This is a genomic window from Photobacterium carnosum (assembly GCF_002849605.1).
GTDB classification, from domain to species: domain Bacteria; phylum Pseudomonadota; class Gammaproteobacteria; order Enterobacterales; family Vibrionaceae; genus Photobacterium; species Photobacterium carnosum.
Genome location: NZ_NPIB01000012.1, coordinates 68,198 through 87,379, shown reverse-complemented (window position 1 = coordinate 87,379; position 19,182 = coordinate 68,198). Strand labels below are relative to the sequence as shown.

Sequence of the window (19,182 nt, the reverse complement as noted above, 5' to 3'; positions counted from 1 at the left end):
TTTTCCTATTTATAGTAGACATCTCTATAACAACATAAAAACAGTGTTCATTGCAAATAAAATTGAAAAAAAGGATTAATTTGCAAATTTATACTACATATTTTCGATAAGATTGCTGATTAATATCTTCAATCTCTACACTAAGAGCAATATCCGAATGAAACATCGAAGCGACATTATGCAAGATTAGCTCTGATAACGTATCTTTCTGTTGATCAGAACGACCAGGTAAAATACGTAACGTAATATGCACAAATGGCTTTGCTGTTGTTCCCGTTCGATAAACTTCATAAGGAATAAGGCGGGTTTTTATGTCTTCTTCTTCAAAAATACCTGAACTAAAAATAGAAAAATGCGTGGTGGTCATTAATTCAGTTAAATCAATGTCTGTTTCTAAATCCTTAGCATATTCAACGATACAATGTGGCATATTGTTACTCCCTCTTTAGTACAGCTAATATTTTGTAACACTAGCGTCGAATAAATATCATAACGGCTTAATATCCCTAATATTAGTTCACCAAATTGGATTTTAATCACTAATGTATTAATTTGTGATCAATGCCAAATCTTCACCCTCTCATTCCCGACAATGAGGTTACGAACGGGATAGGAAATCTACTCACCAAGTATTACAACGTTAATGTTTTCACTGTTTTTTTTATCATGCAGCTCTATCAAAAAGCACTTCTTTGAAAGCAAACATAGCATTTAGAGCCGCAGGAAAACCCGCATAAATTGACATTTGAAGTATCACTTCTTTTATTTCGTTCTCACAACACCCCACATTGAGTGCTGCATTTAAGTGTACTTTCAACTGAGGGACGCAATTTCCTAGCGCAGTTAATGCAGCAACGGTTGCGATCTCTCTAGACTTTAAATCCAAACCTGAACGAGCGTAAATGTCACCAAAGGGATATTCAATTGTATATTTAGCTAAATCAGGACAAATATCTTGTAAGCTTTCAATAACCTTACGCCCAGCTTCGCCATCAATACAATTAAGTAACTCTACACCATTTTCAAAACGTGATTTATTCATTGTGATATTCCTATTCAATTAATATAGGAACACCATACAAGTTAGAGTCAACTCTAAGTCAACCGACTTTTCCATTTTTATAAAGATTAATTTTTTCTTCCAAAGCAGCCATATGATTTTGTTGCTGTTTTATATGATATCTCAAGTTTTTCTGATGTTGCTCTAATAAAATTTGACGCTGAAGTAACGACTCAGCACCAAGTTCTCTGAGTTTTGTATATACCAAAATCTCATCAAGCGGCATCGCTGTTTCTTTTAAACGCTTTACAAAACCAATCCACGTTACATCTTTAGATGCATATACTCGATGACCACTGCTATTTCTCTGGATATTTTTTAGTAACCCTATTTTTTCATAATACCTAAGAGTATGAGACGACAAGCCCACTAAACTAGAAAACTCTTTTATGTTCATTATCCTACCTCTTACTTAATCTTGGACAGCCATATATTTTAGTTCTTAAATAACGCCCTTAAAAAATAAATTATTCCACTAGCAATAAACTCTCAAATCTAAAATTTACAACTTATTATTTGAATTCTTCGTTAAATCGATTCTATTTCTATATTTCAGGATCGACAAAACCCACAATATTGACAGTTATTGCGGTATTTTATCTAATTCTAAGAAACCATGTCTAACTAGGATGTAACTGATGACTCGCTAACTTTCCTTTACACCAATGCCCACCAATACGTTGTTTGAAGGCACACATTCGGGACCATCTACCGCTTACATTGGCATAATGTTCCATAAATTGTTCACTGTGCTCAAGCCAAGCATCTGCTGTTATTCCCATTTGCTGTAAAATCTTGGGTTGATTAGGTGTAATAAAGCCTTTTTTATCATTTCGAATACACCGACCAGTCCAGTCAATCAGCTCAAGGTAATCGGTAAAAACAAAGTTTATACCTGCTTTTTTAGCTTGATGTTCTGCGCCAACAAAGGGTAATAATTGAAAACGAGAGGTGTTTGATGATGATTGTTGTGTCGATGTTTTCGTTTGATAATGTTCACGAATACGTTGCTGAATAGAGGTAAAATCAGACTGTTCTAGTGACGGCGTAACGCCCGCCCTTATCGGGTTTAAATCCACATACATCATGCACGATAATAATGCTTGTTCATCAAGTAATGCTTGAGACTTAAAACGTCCTTCCCAAAACGTCCCTTTACATTGATCTTCTTTATTAGATTTTCGTGCTATTTCTTCATTAAGACAGCGCATAAACCAGCTAATACTGCCTAATCGTTGCTGCCATTCAGCCACTAATGTTGATAGCGCTTGTTGTTTATCTGCGGCTATTTGACCCTCTTTTAAAAAATCGACCGCGATAGGATGGCCGCTAAATAACTGTAACCAACGTGATATTACTTCTTCTGGGGTTAACTTTTGTTGCTGTTCGGTGTCTATTTTAAGCACCAAATGATAATGGTTACTCATCACTGCATAAGCACACACATCAATACAAAAAACAGCGGCTAATTGTTTGATTCTATTTACGATCCAACCGCGACGGTGCTGATAGTTTTTACCGTTATATGGATCATCGCCACACAAATACGCACGACGTACACAGCGATTAATTACATGATAAAAAGGCGTTATTTGAGGCTCTATCAATTTTCGTCTTGAGATTGTCATTCGTTCCACCATAAGCAACTTGAAGCTTAAGTGTAGTTACTTATAATTGATACGCAATGTTATGGCTGTCCATTATTCTTTTATTCTTTTTGTAGGGAATGACGGGGGTTGGCTTACATATCGCGGCAGATAATTATAGTGACGAATAAGTGATTTATAGCCACGTAAATAATACAAGCCACCCTCGCCACTACCCTGCTTTTCATATTACAACAACCAATTAAACAATCTTTACGCCTGTTGCCATTAAACGTTCAGGGGTTAACAGTACACTTTCAGATTCATCATCCGTTTCAGCACATAACAACATGCACTCTGATGTTTCACCACGCATCTTGGCTTTGGCTAGATTGCATAGCACTACCACTTGCTTACCCAATAATTGCTCTTCGGTGTAGTAAGGCACTAAACTAGTGACGGTTTGAAGCTTAGTTTCACCCACTTCAATTTGAACAATATAAAGCTTATCAGCATTGTCATGGCGAACAACATCAACGATTTTACCCACACGAATATCTAATTTAGCGAAATCTGCGTATGAAATAGTGTCCATGGAATCTCCTTCGTACTTAATACTCAATTAAGTTCATTGTTAATAGTGATATACACATACAATATGTTAACGTTTCATTACCAATTAAATATTGATTTACAAAGAGTATCATTTCGAATTAGTTAGCTATATCACACAGTTAAATTGCGTTATTTACACAACCGTAGTTTAATAGCTTTAACAGTAAAGAGGTGATCATGGCAACAATCAAAGATGTGGCGAAACTCGCCGAAGTATCTGTCGCAACCGTATCAAGGGTGATCAATAAATCCCCCAAAGCAAGTAAAGCAGCGATTACCGCAGTAACACAAGCAATGAAAACACTAGGCTACCGTCCCAATGCCAATGCTCGAGCATTAGTCAGCCAATCAACCAATACTATTGGGGTGTTAGTGGGTGATGTTTCTGATCCTTTCTTTGGCGCGATGATCAAATCGATCGACAATATCGCTCGCCAACACAATAAGCATTTATTGATCGGTAATGGCTACCATAATGCTGACAGTGAGCGTGATGTTATTGAACTATTGATCAATAGCCGCTGTGATACGTTAATTATTCACAGTAAGAGTTTATCTAATGATGAATTAATCGCTTATGCACAAGAAGTACCGGGGATGGTGCTCATTAACCGCCTTATTCCTGAGATCGCTGATCGTTGTATTGCGCTTGATAACCATCGAGGATCATATCTAGCGACAGAGCTATTAATTAAGCATGGCCACCAGCATATTGGCTATATTTGTTCTAATCATGATATTGAAGATACCACTCAGCGTAAGCAAGGTTATCTAGACGCGTTACAAGCACATCAGCTAACTGCACCACAAAGCTATATTGAATATGGCACGCCAGATGAAGATGGTGGTGAAGTTGCAATGACTAACCTACTCGCTAAAAATCAACCAATAACAGCGATTGCAGCTTATAACGATTATATGGCAGCGGGATGTTTATCGGTACTTGAAGGTAATGGTTTAACGGTGCCAAATCAAATGTCTTTAATTGGGTTTGATGATGGATTAATTGCGAAGTATCTGCATCCTAAGCTGACGACTGTGCGTTACCCCATTCAGATCATGGCAGAACAAGCGACACAATTGGCTTTTCAATTAGCAACGGCAGCTAAACAACCAATACTCGATACCACTCAACCTGATTCAAGTATCACGCATATGTTTGTGCCAACCTTGGTTAAACGTTTATCAGTAATGACTCCTCAGTAGTTTACTCTCTGGTTTTATTTCTATATCTCGGTTATACAACCACACAAGTGACAGCGTCACTTGTGTGGTTAATATTTAATACTACTACTTTAGAACGTAAACACTTTATCGGCGGCAAGCGTCCATTCTGCTAAATCATCCAATGTTGCAATTACAACATCTTCAATTAAAGGCAACGCAGTTAATCCACGTGCAGCACAACAAGTTTTGCACAGCTTAACTTCACCACCTTGCGCTAAAACAATCTCAACCATTTGTTGAATATCATAGCCTTCTGTTGGGGCTTGTTTTGCAAGTGCGCACGTTACCGCATCAGACATTAAAAAGATTTTAACAGCAACAGGTTCAGCTTCTTGTTCATTCAGTTTTATAGCTAAACGTAGTGCGTTAAATGAACGCTCAGAGCCATAAGGAGCATCATTAATTATCATTAGTATGGTTTGCATTATTTTCCTATCTCTATCTGATTTTTCGACTCTTGTTTTACCATGAAACGTATCGTCAGTGGTCATTTATGAATGTAAACCGCACCTAATGTCTATTTTTTATTCTTTAACCGTATTTTTTATAATTTTAAACTTTTAACTACTGCAATAATTTGGCACATTAACGCCCTTAACGAGTAATTGTATGTTAAATGCAGTTGCCATAACCTAATCGTCATTTACAGAGAGCATTTAATGAGCCATCGCCTTCAACTAACGTCTGCCCCATCAGTGCTGTTTTTGTTTGGTTTATCGGGTGCTGGAAAGTCATTTGTCGGTGACGTCATTGGGGCACATCATGACTGGTTTGTTTATCATGCTGATGATGATCTTACTAATGAAATGCGCCAGATTATTGCCGCGAAACAGCCTTTTACTGAAGCAATGCGTGACCAATTTTTCTGCCGCATTGTTGATAAAATTAATGACTACCGTCGCCTCTATCCACGTCTCGTGATCACCCAAGGGGCATACAAAAAAAAGCATCGTGATTATATTCGCCAGTCTGTTGATAATATCGATATGATTTATGTAACAACGTCAGATAAGTTAATTCACCAACGCTTAGAATACCGTACTAATGGTATTTCTAATGCCAGTGCTGAAGCAATTAAACATATCTTTGAAATACCTGATGAGAGCGTGAAGAAATTACACAACGTTGATGGTAAAGATGAAATTATTCAGCAACTGAATGCTTTTTATAATAACTAAGTACCAATAAAAAACCCACAACGTTAAGGTTGTGGGTTTCTGTCATTATTAAGCGCTATCGGAATCGATAACAGGTCAAATGATGATAATGCTCACTGGGGCGTAATATCGAATCATTATCCGGCCATTCCGGGTGATTTGGTGAATCTGGCAAAAACTGAGTTTCTAAAGCAAAACCACTATAATTTGCATACTCGCCACCGATACGATTAGGGCACCCTGCCAAGAAATTTCCAGTGTACAATTGCATTGCTGGTTTAGTGGTTAACACATCCATCGTTAATGAATTGTCAGCCGCGACTATCGTTGCACAAGCAGTGGTGGCTCGACGTACATCAGATCGTAATACAAACGAATGATCATACCCTTGCGCTTGTTGTTGATCACTATCCGCTAACCAATCTTGATTTATCAATTTTGGCTCGCGAAAATCAAAACTTGTTGCCTCAACCGTCTTAAATTTACCCAGCGGGATCCCGCTCGAATCGGTCGGTAAATAATGATCAGCGTTGATCATTAACTGATGTGATAAACAATCTTTGTCGCTATCAGCCCCTAGCAGATTAAAATAACCATGATTTGTAAGATTAACCACAGTTGGCTTATCTGTTTCTGCACTGTATCGAATAGCTAACTCGTTATTTTCAGTCAGAGTATAAGTAACGATTACCTGCAAATTCCCCGGAAAGCCCATATCACCATCAGCAGATAATAAACTAAATTGCGCTTCAGTCGCATTCACTTGCTGCATTTGCCAACGACGATGATTAAAACCACTTTCGCCACCATGCAAACAATTACCCTTTTGATTGATTGATAGTTGGTAATCTTCACCGTCTAAGCTAAATTTACCTACGGCAATACGATTAGCATAACGCCCAACGGTTGCGCCTAAATAGGCTTGCTGCTGATAAAAATCGTTCAGGGTACTTACCCCTAGCAACACTTCTCGGTATTGGGTTTGGTGATCCACGATTACAGGCACACAACAGCTAAGCCATGTGGCACCAATATCCATTAGCGTAACCGACATACCCTGTTGATTAACAAGCGTAATCAATTTAGCGGGTAAACCATCGACAGCCATATCCACAGTCATAGATTGGTGTGACGCAATCGCATGTTGAGGTAAGTGAGTTAACATATTCAGTCGCCTTAAATTACGTTATTGCTAAGTTCTGTTCACTGATAACACCAGCGCCCGTCATTGCTTTACAGACATAAATAGTGGCTTGTAAGCCTGTTGCTACCTGATATTTCGCATTCACTTCAGCGGTAATGGCATCAACAAATGTTGGTGGTACCAGTGCCACAATACATCCCCCAAAACCACCGCCTGTCATTCGCACACCGCCTTGATCACCAATAACGCCTTTCACCATATCAACCAGCGTATCGATCTCAGACACTGTAATGTCAAAATCATCGCGCATTGATGCATGTGACTCAGCCATCAACTCGGCCAATAACGTCATATTGCCATTACTTAACGCGATTGCAGCTTGTTCAGTTCGCATATTTTCAGTAATCACATGACGTGCACGTTTAGCAACCATAGGATCAAGCTCTGTTTCATGCGCGATAAACGTCGCTAATGTCACATCACGTAAGGCTGGTACACCAAAGAAAGCAGCGGCTTGTTCACACTGTGCACGACGCGTGTTGTATTCACTATCGACTAAACCACGTTTCTTATTAGAGTTAATGATCACTACCGCCATATCTTCAGGCATAGCAACAGCCGTTGTCTCTAATGAGCGACAATCAATTAATAGTGCGTGGTTTTGCTCACCTTCCGCTGAAATTAATTGATCCATAATGCCGCAGTTACAACCAACAAACTGGTTTTCTGCTTGTTGACCATTCAGTGCAATTTCTTGCTGACTAATAGTAAGATCAAATAATGCTTTAAATGTTTGACCAATGACGACTTCAAGCGCTGCTGATGAACTTAAACCTGCACCTTGTGGAACATTGCCACTAATAACAATATCAGCGCCACCAAGAACATAGCCTCGCTCAAGTAAATATTTAATCACACCACGAACATAGTTTACCCACATGCATTGCTGATCAAACTCAAGCGGCTGAGTAATATCAAACTCGCTTATTTCATTATTGTAATCAACCGCCACCACGCGCACGATATTATCGTCACGACGTGCAGCAGCGACGATTGCTTGGTAATCAATCGCACAAGGAAGCACAAAGCCATCATTATAATCTGTATGCTCACCAATAAGATTTACACGCCCAGGTGCTTGAATAATATGGCTGGCGACATAGCCTAATACTGATGAAAAAACAGCTGATACATTATCAATAAGGTGTTGAGTACGATTTGTTATCATTATTTTTACCTACTATTACCAAAGATGATCAAGAAAAAATGTCATTTATTAAAATGATAAAACCTAACGAATACTTAATCTAAATAGTGCACATCACTCACAGCACATAACTTTTCAGCCGCTTGTTCTGCGGTTAAATCACGTTGACTTTCTGCTAGCATTTCATAACCCACCATGAATTTTTTCACTGTTGCAGAGCGCAATAATGGCGGATAAAACAGGGCATGAAGCTGCCAATGATCGGTTGAGGTATCACTAAAATTGGCATCAGATTCAAAGAAAGGAGCGTAATGCCACCCCATTGAATAAGGGAATGAACATTTAAAGAGATTATCGTAACGGCTGGTTAATTTTTTAATCGCTAGCGCTAAATCATCACGCTGGGCTTGAGTTAACTCATCCATACGACGAATGTGTGTTTTGGGTAATAACATGGTTTCAAATGGCCATGCCGCCCAATAAGGCACCACGGCTAACCAATGTTCAGTGTCAACCACAGTACGAGAACCATCTTCTAGCTCACTATTAACGTAATCAACTAATAAGTTAGTACCATGCTGTGCATAATATTCACGTAACAAAGTATCTTTACGGCTAATTTCATTAGGTAAAAAGCTATTAGCCCAAATTTGACCATGGGGATGTGGTTGTGAGCACCCCATTACTGAACCTTTATTTTCAAACGCTTGTACCCAAACGTAATCTTTACCTAACTCTTCAATTTGCTCATTCCACGTATCAACCACGTTACGAATTGCGCCAACAGATAACTGCGGCAGGGTTTTACTGTGGTTAGGTGAGAAACAAATAACACGGCTTAAACCACGGGCGCTTTGGCAACGAAATAAAGGGTTACTGTTTTCAGGCGCACTTGGCGTATCGGCAGTTAATGCAGCGTGATCATTACTAAAAACATAAGTACCGGTGTAATCAGGATTTTTATCGCCAGATACACGGGTATTGGTTGGACATAGAAAACAAGAACCGTCATAAGCAACATTCGATTCCGGTTGTGGCTGTTCATCCGCACCTTGCCACGGACGTTTAGCGCGGTGTGGTGAAACTAGCACCCACTGCCCTGTTAACGGATTATAACGACGATGAGGGTGGTCAATCGGATCAAAACATTCAGACATAGTGATTCAACTCTTGTGATTCTATAATGTTAAAAAGTCTAAAGTGATTTCAGGTTAACTTCCGTGATCAAAGACACATCGTGTAAACGTTTCCATTAAAAATGTAATTCGTGCTAATCATCACAAGATAAGATCATCGTTATTGCTTATCTACGCTATATGAATCAATACTTTTAACTACTTTACAAATAACATCCAATCTCTATTAATAATATATTCACTGGCCGACACTAAATTATTCGCGTTTTTTACTGAAAATAAATAGTATAATTCTATAAAATATAACTACATGTCCCTTAAACACACAGCAAACATGATTCAGGTTGCAGGGATTGCCGGAGGACAAATGGCAACATTAAAACAAATAGCAACCAAAGCAGGTGTCTCGTTAGCGACAGTCTCTCGAGTGTTAAACGATGATCCAACCCTTAGCGTAAAAGATGAGACTAAACGCAAAATTTTTGAAATTGCAGAGCAGCTTGAATACACCACCAGCCAATCTCGAAAAACCGCTAAAAAACAAACCCTACATTTTCTAGCTTTGTATAATTACAAACAAGATATTGAAGTTGATGACCCTTATTACCTCGCAATCCGACATGGCATTGACACCCAATGCGAGAAACTCGGCATTAAACTGACCAATATTTATGAATGCAATATTGCCGCAGCGCCTAAAGCCGTAGATGGGATATTGCTGATAGGACAAGTAAGCGCAGACAACCTTGCCGCAGCACGTGCCCTTTCGAGTAATACAGTTTATATTGATTACACTGATCACCAACTTGATATTGATTGCATTGATATTGATTTAGAGCGAATAAGCAAAGAAGTCATCAACCACTTTACTCAACAAGGCTATGAACGAATTGGATTTATTGGTGGTCAAGATAACCCTGATAAATATGATATTCGTGAATTAATTTTTACTGAATATGGCAAATTCAAAGGTGTTGTTTCAGATAAAGATATCTACCGTGGTGATTTTAGTAGTCAATCTGGGTATTCATTAGCTAAAAAGATGCTGGCTAACAATCACCCAAGTGCTTTATTTGTCGCATCTGACTCGATTGCTATTGGCGTATTACGTGCCATACATGAAAGTGGGCTTAATATCCCTGATGATATTAGTTTAATCAGTGTCAACGACATTCCAACCGCAAAGTTTACTTACCCACCACTATCAACCTTTAGAATCCACTCAGAACTGATGGGATCTCAAGGGGTTAATTTGTTATTAGAACGCAGCCGTGATGGTCGAACAATTCCATTACGGGTATTTGTTCCTAGCCAATTAATTTTACGAGACACAACTAAAAAATAGTATAAGCAGCTAATAATAAATTAAAAACGACAATTAATTTGTCGTTTTTTTGCTTTTTAATTACTCAACAAGTTTAAAACAAGCGCAAGATCACTCAAATAAACGCCAATGATTGTTTTTTTGTTGTCGACATCACAAAGCTCAAAACAGAATGTGACCAAGTTAATACAACAAAGTTTTACCTATTTTTTTTAGTAAAACTTTACTTAATAATAACCCCAGATAATTAAGACATGTCTTGGAGGCATCGTGAATAACTGGGAAAACATTAACTTACTTAGCGAAAATAGACTGGCACCTCGTGCATACTTTTTCTCTTACAACGCATTAAACAAAGCGCAACGCTTTCAGCGTGATTTAAGTCAGCATTTCATGTTGCTAAGTGGTCAGTGGACCTTTAACTTCTTCACTCATCCACTGCTTGTTCCTGAAGAATTCTACAACCAAGAAATGAGTGACTGGACTAGTATTCAAGTGCCAAACATGTGGCAAATGGAAGGTCACGGTAACTTACAATACACTGATGAAGGCTTCCCATTCCCGATTGACGTACCTTTTGTACCCTCAAACAACCCAACTGGCGCATATCAGCGCACCTTCTTCTTAGGTGATAATTGGAATGAAAAACAAACCATTATTAAGTTTGATGGTGTTGAAACCTACTTTGAAGTTTACGTTAACGGTCAATATGTTGGCTTTAGTAAAGGCAGCCGTTTAACAGCAGAATTTGATATTTCAGCTTTCGTTAACAGCGGTAAAAACTTACTGTCTGTGCGCGTTATGCAATGGGCCGATTCAACCTATATTGAAGATCAAGATATGTGGTGGATGGCGGGTATTTTCCGTGATGTTTACTTAGTCGGTAAAGAACCCATTCACGTGCGTGATTTCACTGTACGTACTGATTTTGACGAAGATTATCAAGGTGCAACATTAAACTGTAACGTTGATTTGGAAAATCTCAGTGGTCACGTTGTGAGTGATTATAGCATTGATTATGCCCTTTATGAGGGTCAACATCAGGTTGCTAGTGGAAACGTTTTCAGTCTAGCCATTGCTAGTACAACGCATACCAATTTTGCAATCAAAATGGATTCACCCGTTCATTGGACAGCTGAAAATCCACATTTATACCACTTATTCTTAACCCTAAGGGATGCGGATGGCATTGTGGTAGAAGTGATCCCGCAACGGGTTGGCTTCCGTGATATTAAAGTGCGTAATGGCCTGTTTGAGATTAATGGTCAATACGTAATGTTACACGGGGTTAATCGCCACGATAACGACCACCTAAATAGCCGCGCTGTCGGTATGGATCGCGTAGAAAAAGATATTGTGCTTATGAAACAGCATAATATTAACGCAGTACGTACTGCGCACTACCCTAACGATCCACGTTTTTACGAACTATGCGATCAATACGGCTTATTTGTAATAGCTGAAACTGATGTTGAAACGCACGGTTTTGCTAACGTTGGTAACCTGAGCATGATCACTGATGATCCTGCATGGGAACAAGTATTTGTTGAACGCATTGAACGTCATATTCATGCGCAAAAGAACCACCCTTCTATCATTATGTGGTCACTGGGTAACGAATCTGGCTACGGCTGTAATATTCGTTCAATGTACCAAGCAACTAAAGCGATTGATAATACCCGTCTAGTCCATTACGAAGAAGATCGTGATGCTGAAGTGGTTGATATTATTAGTACGATGTACTCTCGCGCTCAAATGATGAATGAGTTTGGTGAGTTTCCACATGCTAAGCCACGGATTATTTGTGAATATGCCCACGCAATGGGTAATGGTCCAGGTGGACTGACTGAATACCAAAACGTGTTCTACAAACATGACCATATTCAAGGTCACTTTGTATGGGAATGGTGTGATCACGGTATTTACGAGCAAGATGAAAATGGCCGTGATGTGTACAAATATGGTGGTGATTACAGCGACTATCCAAATAACTACAACTTCTGCATGGATGGCTTAGTCTACCCAGATCAAACACCTGGCCCGGGATTACGTGAATACAAACAAGTTATTTGTCCGGTAAAAATTGCCGTTAAAGATCACGCGAAAGGCATCATTACGGTTACTAACAAATATTGGTTCTCTACTTTAGATGACGTGGTATTTGATATCGCAGTACGTGCTGAAGGTGACACTCTAACCTTTAATCAAATTACCGTGACGGGTTTGGCGGCAGGGGAATCACGCGATATTGAATTAGTGCTACCAGTTATGGATCAGCGTGAAACGTTTGTGAATGTCTCTATGCGTAAAAAATCTCGCACCGCATATAGCGAAGCTAACCATAAACTTGGCATATTCCAATACCAAGCCAAACCCAATACTGCATATAAAGAACAATTTGAAAATAACAATGCGATACCACTAACCGTTATTGAAAACCGTCTTGATTGGGAAATTAGCGGTTATGACTTTGCACTGCGTTTCTCTAAAGTTGATGGCAAGCTTACATCATGGCTACGCCAAAATAATGAGCTGATTGCATCATCACCTGCAATGAGTTTCTTCAAGCCGATGATTGATAACCATAAGCAAGAATATGAAGGTTTATGGCACCCAGCTCACCTACACATTATGCAAGAGCATTTCCGTAGCATCAATGTCGAGCAAATGACAGGTAAAGTAATTGTTACCACCAACAGTATTGTTGCGCCGCCAGTATTAGATTTTGGTATGCGTTGCCAATACCGTTTTGAAATTTGCCCTCAAGGTCAAGTAAACATGACGTTAAGTGGCAATAAGTACGGTGATTACCCGCATGTCATTCCGGTTATTGGTTTGGATTTAGGGATTAATAATCAATTTGATCAGGTTGAATACTACGGCCGTGGCCCTGAAGAAAGTTACCAAGATAGCCGTCAAAGCAACATTATTGATATCTACAACACTACCGTTAGTAATATGTTTGAGAACTACCCATTCCCACAAAATAATGGCAACCGCCAGCATGTGCGTTGGGCAAGTTTAACTAACCGTCATGGTGTGGGTTTATTGGTTAAACCTGAGCAAGAAATTAATTTCAGCGCATGGCATTACACCAATCAACATATCCATCAAGCACAACACATTAATGAACTTGAGCCAAGTGGCTACATTACGGTCAATCTTGATCATCAAGTTATGGGCTTAGGCTCTAACTCATGGGGTTCAGAAGTACTTGACTCATACCGTGTTTACTTTAATGACTTCAGCTATCAAGTGAGCTTAGTGCCCTTTAATAAAGCCGATTGTGATAGCCGCTACTTAGCAAGTCAAACATTTACCACAACACGCATCGGTGGAGATAAATAATGATTATTTTAGCATCACTGGATCAATTCAAAAGCCTCTATCGCGATGGTCGTAAATGGAATCGTTGTGTAGAAGCGATTGAGAACATCGGTAATATTCAGCCAAATGCCTTCCATTCTGTGGGTGACTCACTGGCTTACCGCCTTCAACATGGCCCTTCAAACGCGAATGAACAATTTGTCGGCCACCGCCGTTATTTTGATGTTCATTACTACCTTGCAGGCAGTGAAACTATTGAATGTGCAGATAAAGATACGTTAACGCAAGTGCATCCATACAGCGATGAAACTGACCGTGAATATTTTGAGGGAACAGCTCAAGCCCACCGCATAGAAGTAGGTCAAATGGTGATATTTGAAAACCACCAAGCACACCGCTTCAGTGCCGCTGACAACCTTCAAAAAGTGGTTTTACGTGTCACCATTGAGGATGGATACTTCCTTAATAAATAACCACACTTAACCGCCAGTGAATAATAACTGGCGGTTATCTAATAAAAATCGCCAACAGCTAAAACATCAACAAAAACACCAACAAAAGCATAAAAACAATAACCTATGATTTGGTTTAATCGCTAAATACATAGACATCCTACAATACTAAACGTGATCCATCGGAGATTCTCATGTCTGAATCCAAACGTAATACCATAGGGAAATTTGGTCTACTATCGATGACCTTTGCTGCGGTATACAGTTTCAATAACGTTATTAATAACAATATCGAAATTGGTCTATCCTCTACCCCTATGTTCTTTATTGCTACCTTGCTTTATTTCATCCCATTTTGTTTAATCATTGCTGAATTTGTTTCACTGAATAAAGACTCAGAAGCAGGTGTTTATGCGTGGGTTAAAAGTTCTCTTGGTGGGCGCTGGGCCTTCCTCGCCGCTTATACCTATTGGTTTGTTAATCTATTCTTCTTTACCTCATTACTGCCGCGCGTTATTGCTTATGCATCCTATGCGTTCCTTGGCTATGAATATATATTTACCCCAACCACGACCACACTATTAAGTATTGCGCTATTTGCCCTTGCTACGTATGTATCAACCAATGGCGCAAAGATGTTGGGGCCAATCACTTCTGTCACCTCGTCATTTATGCTAGTGCTAACATTGTCATACATTATCTTGGCAGGTGCGGCGGTAATGGGCGGTATTCAACCCGCAGATCCGATCACAGTAGAAGCATTAACACCGAAAATTAACTGGGCCTTCTTTGGTGTAACCGCATGGATATTTATGGCGGCGGGTGGCGCGGAATCAGTATCCGTTTATGTTAATGATGTCAAAGGCGGCCACAAGGCTTTCGTAAAAGTGATTATTTTTGCAGGTATCTTTATCGGTGGCTTATATTGTGTTTCATCTGTACTTATCAACGTATTTGTTGAGCGCGATGCATTGAAATTTACTGGTGGTTCAGTACAAGTATTTGAAGGCTTAGCGCGTCATTACGGCTTACCTGAAATTATAATGAACCGTTTTGTGGGTGTTGTTTCATTCACTGCAATGCTAGGTTCACTACTGATGTGGACAGCAACACCGGTTAAAATCTTTTTCTCTGAAATTCCAGCTGGAATTTTTGGTGAGAAAACCGTTAAGTTAAACAAAAATGGTGTTCCAGCACGTGCAGCATGGGCACAATTTTTTATTGTAATACCGCTACTTATCGTACCAATGTTAGGTTCTAATTCAGTACAAGAGCTAATGAGTACCGTTATTAACATGACAGCGGCGGCTTCTATGCTACCACCATTGTTTATTATGATTGCTTACTTAAACTTACGTCTCAAATTAGACCACCTACCACGTGACTTTAAAATGGGTTCACGTACAACGGGTATCGTAATGGTATCAATTCTAATTGGTATCTTCAGTATCGGTTTCTTAGCATCTACCTTTCCAACAGGTGCCGATATCATGACTATTATCTTCTACAATGTCGGTGGAATCGTGATATTCCTTGGCTATGCATGGTGGAAATACAATCGTTATGAACTTCAACTTGCTGCCCATGAAAGTATGGTATTAGAAACAGTCTCAGAAACGAATTAACACTAAATTATAAATCATACTTTTCTAGCCTTGAGTTCCCCCTCAAGGCTTTTTTCTTTCTTAATATTAACTCTTTCATCACATTACAGTCATATTTAAACTCCCACAACATTAACTTTATGTGTTTGGTAGCATATAATGAATTACAGGCTTTAGCTTTATATGCGTAAATAAGGATATTATGCGAAAAGTAATGGTAACAAGTTTAGTCTTCAGCTTTTTATTACTGATGTTAGCCGTAATAAGTATTACCTATCACAGCCAACAAAATAATGACAATACAATCAATACAATAAAAAACGATCAACGCCAACAACAGCATCAATTACAACAACAGATTTCACAACACATTAAACATACTATTATTCTTTTTGATCAATTTAATACCGCGTTAAAACAACAATCATGGCAGCAACTACTGACCCCATCCCAAAATGATACTTTTATTACATTAGCAACAACCATGCTAACTAATAACATAAGATTTAATAGCATTAGTCTGATTGATTATAAAAATAGTTATCGATTAAGAATTGAAGCTACGACTAATACAAAAATAACAATTATAAAAAATAAACCTATAGCTTCGATTTCAGAACTGAATGATATTGATCACGCATTTTCACTTCTACCAAATAAAACTTATATTAAGATGTTAGCCAAACCAATAAATAATATTGCTTATTATCAGCATATTACGATAAACAATCACCAATGGGTCATCAAAATAGAGCAACACAGTCTCGCTGATATGATGACAACATCACAAACTAATGACCCATTATTTCTACAGTCTTGGCTTATTGATAATCAAGGTCAATCATTAATTAATATCAATCAAAAAGACATTTCCTCGATTAACACTGATAACAATTTCAAAAGTAAGTATTTTTCATTATGGCAACAAATACAAAATTACAATAATCAACAAATAATAAAAGAAAAAATTCTTTACACTTACTCTCCAATTTTTATCCCTGAACAATTAAAAGCAACTCTGGATTTTAATAATGGTAATTTATCACCATGGATATTAATTTCAAAAATTGATATTGAAAATAATTATAATATATTTGGATTTACTCAACAACTATCCTACAAATATATACCAATATTCATATCAATTATAATTGTCTGTGTTTATATACTATTTATCATTAGATATATACATCGACAAAAGAAAGAGATAAAGCGTATTACTTATATTAAAAATAAAAACACTCTTCGTTACCATTCTCTGATTAAAAATACTGACTCAGGTATTATTATTATTAACAACCATCAAAAAATAACAGCGATTAATTCAGTAGCTCTAACTATTTTAAATTTAAACAAAGATGTTATTCACAAAAACTTAATTTCACATATATATCCAATAGATACAAAAAGCGATATTGTCGCATTATTACAAAGCATCAATTCTCTAGCTTATAATACTAAGAAAAAAATACAGCTAAAGATCAATATCCCTCAGATTAAATACCTAGAAATCACCGCAACAAAAATTAATACTAACGATGATAGTATCATATTACATATAATAGATATAACATCATGGGTTAAGCGAGAACAACAACTCAAAGGGCTATCAAGAGCTGTAGAACAAAGTGAAAATGCTGTCATTATTACTGATAAATTTGGCTTTATTGAATATGTGAATAATTCATATGAAAAAAGTACAGGTGATAGTTCAAATAATATTATAGGGTTAAATAGTAAAACAATTTTCAAGCGTTATATTAATAATCAAGAAAAAATAGACAGCATTCAATCGAAATTAAATCAAGGACAAACAATACAGCGTGTTGTTTTACAAAAAAATCATGATGATAGCATTTATTATCTTGATAATACCATCTCCCCTATTCGCGATGAAAATGGTCGAATTAGTAACTATATTTCAATCAGTAAAGATATTACTGATCGTATTAATTATGAACATCAATTACATCATCTTGCACATTATGATCAGTTAACTACGCTCCCTAATAGAAATATGTTTATTAGTGAACTTAAAAAATCATTATTAACGTCAAAAAAAAATCACTCTAAAATATCAGTCTTAATCATTGAGGTTGATTTATTCAAACAATTACATGATTCTCTAGATAATGAAAAAATAGAAAATATTCTTATTATTATATCAAAACGTATTCGATCAAATCTAAGAGAAAAAACTCTTCTATCACGTTTGAATAATAATAAATTTGGCATTCTTATCCAATCATTACAACAGAAACAAAATATTAATTACCTTGCAATAAAATTACTCAATAATATTCATGCACCTATTCGTTATGATGATAAACTCATTTCAATTTCAGCTAGCATTGGCATTTCACTTCAAATAAACAGTCAAATAACGCCTGAGAAAATAATAAGAAATACAAATATTGCATTGGGCTATTCTAAAAATAAGTCTAAAAATCAATATTGTTATTTTAGTCCTGTCATGGAAACTGAAGCAGAACATAAATTGGAATTAGAATCAGAATTACGAAAATCTATAAATACTGATCGCTATGAGTTTTATTATCAACCTAAAGTATTAGCTATCTCACATATAATAACTGGCGCAGAAGCATTGCTGCGATGGCGTGATAAGCACGGCCATTATCAAGCTCCTGTTGATATTATTCCATTACTTGAATCATCAGGGTTAATTCTTGAAGCGGGTATATTCCTCATTGAAAAAGCCTGTTATCAACTTAAACAATGGCAACAGCAAGGGCTTAATATTAGTATGGCTATCAATATTTCAGCACAACAATTACTTGAATCGAACCTAACAGAGATTATAAAGCAAGCCATCAAAAAGGCCGGTTGTGATCCTACATATCTAGAACTGGAGATCACAGAAAGTGTGTTAATGACAGATATTGAATTAGCTTATCAAAAATTAATCGCACTTAAAACGCTTGGGGTTAAAATTGCGATAGATGATTTTGGTACAGGCTATTCTTCACTCGCTTATCTCAGCCGTTTTCCTATCAACATTCTCAAAATAGACCGAGAATTCGTTAAAGCATTACCCCATGACAAAGACAGTATTACTATTATTGAAGCTATAGTAAAACTTGCTCACAATCTTGGTTTAACTGTCGTTGCTGAGGGTGTTGAAAATATTGAACAAGTCATTGCCCTTGAAGCCTTTGGGGTCGAAGAATTTCAAGGATTTTATTTCAATAAACCTCTTACTCGCGATCACTTTAATCACCAATACCTACCTCAAAAACAACAAATATCAGAGAACGTTATATAAGAGGTTCTCTTATTCAACGTTGTAGCTTATTATTAAACATATACGCCATTTTATTGTTAA

16 protein-coding genes are annotated in these 19,182 nt (G+C 37.5%); 7 read left to right on the top strand and 9 right to left on the bottom strand.

Annotated elements, in window-relative coordinates; all coding sequences use genetic code 11:
* Positions 1–88 precede the first annotated feature (88 nt).
* The 5 genes from CIK00_RS11280 to CIK00_RS11260 form a co-directional block, all read right to left on the bottom strand.
* Positions 89–430, bottom strand: coding sequence for a 5-carboxymethyl-2-hydroxymuconate Delta-isomerase (locus CIK00_RS11280; RefSeq protein WP_101768956.1), 342 nt, complete (start codon positions 428–430; stop codon positions 89–91).
* Positions 431–664: 234 nt separating this feature from the next.
* Positions 665–1,042, bottom strand: a complete 378-nt coding sequence (locus CIK00_RS11275; protein ID WP_101768955.1) for a carboxymuconolactone decarboxylase family protein — start codon at positions 1,040–1,042, stop codon at positions 665–667.
* 58 nt (positions 1,043–1,100) lie between these two features.
* The gene (locus CIK00_RS11270) at positions 1,101–1,457 is read right to left on the bottom strand and encodes a MerR family transcriptional regulator (protein ID WP_101768954.1); all 357 of its coding nucleotides are present in this window, start codon (positions 1,455–1,457) and stop codon (positions 1,101–1,103) included.
* 223 nt (positions 1,458–1,680) lie between these two features.
* Positions 1,681–2,688 (bottom strand): transposase, encoded by a 1,008-nt coding sequence (locus tag CIK00_RS11265; RefSeq protein ID WP_101768953.1) that lies wholly within the window; start codon positions 2,686–2,688, stop codon positions 1,681–1,683.
* Positions 2,689–2,908: 220 nt separating this feature from the next.
* Positions 2,909–3,241, bottom strand: a complete 333-nt coding sequence (locus CIK00_RS11260; protein WP_045038734.1) for a tRNA-binding protein — start codon at positions 3,239–3,241, stop codon at positions 2,909–2,911.
* A gap of 197 nt (positions 3,242–3,438) precedes the next feature.
* Between CIK00_RS11260 and CIK00_RS11255 the strand changes: the two genes are divergently transcribed.
* On the top strand, positions 3,439–4,467 hold the full coding sequence (locus CIK00_RS11255; protein ID WP_045038733.1) for a substrate-binding domain-containing protein: 1,029 nt from the start codon (positions 3,439–3,441) through the stop codon (positions 4,465–4,467).
* 89 nt (positions 4,468–4,556) lie between these two features.
* On the opposite strand, the gene CIK00_RS11250 is transcribed toward CIK00_RS11255, so the two are convergent.
* Entirely contained in the window at positions 4,557–4,913 is a 357-nt protein-coding gene (locus tag CIK00_RS11250; RefSeq protein WP_101768952.1) for a DsrE/DsrF/TusD sulfur relay family protein, read from the bottom strand.
* 234 nt (positions 4,914–5,147) lie between these two features.
* Between CIK00_RS11250 and CIK00_RS11245 the strand changes: the two genes are divergently transcribed.
* Positions 5,148–5,666, top strand: a complete 519-nt coding sequence (locus CIK00_RS11245; protein WP_101768951.1) for an AAA family ATPase — start codon at positions 5,148–5,150, stop codon at positions 5,664–5,666.
* 55 nt (positions 5,667–5,721) lie between these two features.
* On the opposite strand, the gene galM is transcribed toward CIK00_RS11245, so the two are convergent.
* The 3 genes from galM to CIK00_RS11230 all read right to left on the bottom strand — a co-directional run bounded on the left by galM (position 5,722) and on the right by CIK00_RS11230 (position 9,153).
* Positions 5,722–6,810, bottom strand: coding sequence for a galactose-1-epimerase (gene galM, locus CIK00_RS11240; protein ID WP_101768950.1), 1,089 nt, complete (start codon positions 6,808–6,810; stop codon positions 5,722–5,724).
* Between the two features lie 16 nt (positions 6,811–6,826).
* Complete coding sequence (gene galK, locus CIK00_RS11235) at positions 6,827–8,017, bottom strand: galactokinase (protein ID WP_101768949.1); 1,191 nt, start codon at positions 8,015–8,017, stop codon at positions 6,827–6,829.
* 74 nt (positions 8,018–8,091) lie between these two features.
* Positions 8,092–9,153 carry a UDP-glucose--hexose-1-phosphate uridylyltransferase gene (locus CIK00_RS11230; protein WP_045038728.1) on the bottom strand — a complete coding sequence of 354 codons (1,062 nt, stop codon included), beginning with the start codon at positions 9,151–9,153 and terminating at the stop codon, positions 8,092–8,094.
* A 346-nt stretch (positions 9,154–9,499) separates the two neighbouring features.
* Between CIK00_RS11230 and ebgR the strand changes: the two genes are divergently transcribed.
* The 5 genes from ebgR (at position 9,500) to CIK00_RS11205 (ending at position 19,122) form a co-directional block, all read left to right on the top strand.
* Positions 9,500–10,477, top strand: coding sequence for a transcriptional regulator EbgR (gene ebgR, locus CIK00_RS11225; protein WP_101768948.1), 978 nt, complete (start codon positions 9,500–9,502; stop codon positions 10,475–10,477).
* A 249-nt stretch (positions 10,478–10,726) separates the two neighbouring features.
* Positions 10,727–13,804, top strand: a complete 3,078-nt coding sequence (ebgA, locus tag CIK00_RS11220) for a beta-galactosidase subunit alpha (RefSeq protein WP_101768947.1) — start codon at positions 10,727–10,729, stop codon at positions 13,802–13,804.
* On the top strand, positions 13,804–14,256 hold the full coding sequence (locus tag CIK00_RS11215) for a beta-galactosidase subunit beta (protein ID WP_101768946.1): 453 nt from the start codon (positions 13,804–13,806) through the stop codon (positions 14,254–14,256). The genes ebgA and CIK00_RS11215 overlap by 1 nt, the downstream gene beginning before the upstream one ends.
* 173 nt (positions 14,257–14,429) lie before the next feature.
* Positions 14,430–15,860, top strand: a complete 1,431-nt coding sequence (locus tag CIK00_RS11210) for an amino acid permease (RefSeq protein ID WP_101768945.1) — start codon at positions 14,430–14,432, stop codon at positions 15,858–15,860.
* A 181-nt stretch (positions 15,861–16,041) separates the two neighbouring features.
* Entirely contained in the window at positions 16,042–19,122 is a 3,081-nt protein-coding gene (locus CIK00_RS11205; RefSeq protein WP_101768944.1) for an EAL domain-containing protein, read from the top strand.
* The last annotated feature ends 60 nt before the right edge of the window (positions 19,123–19,182 follow it).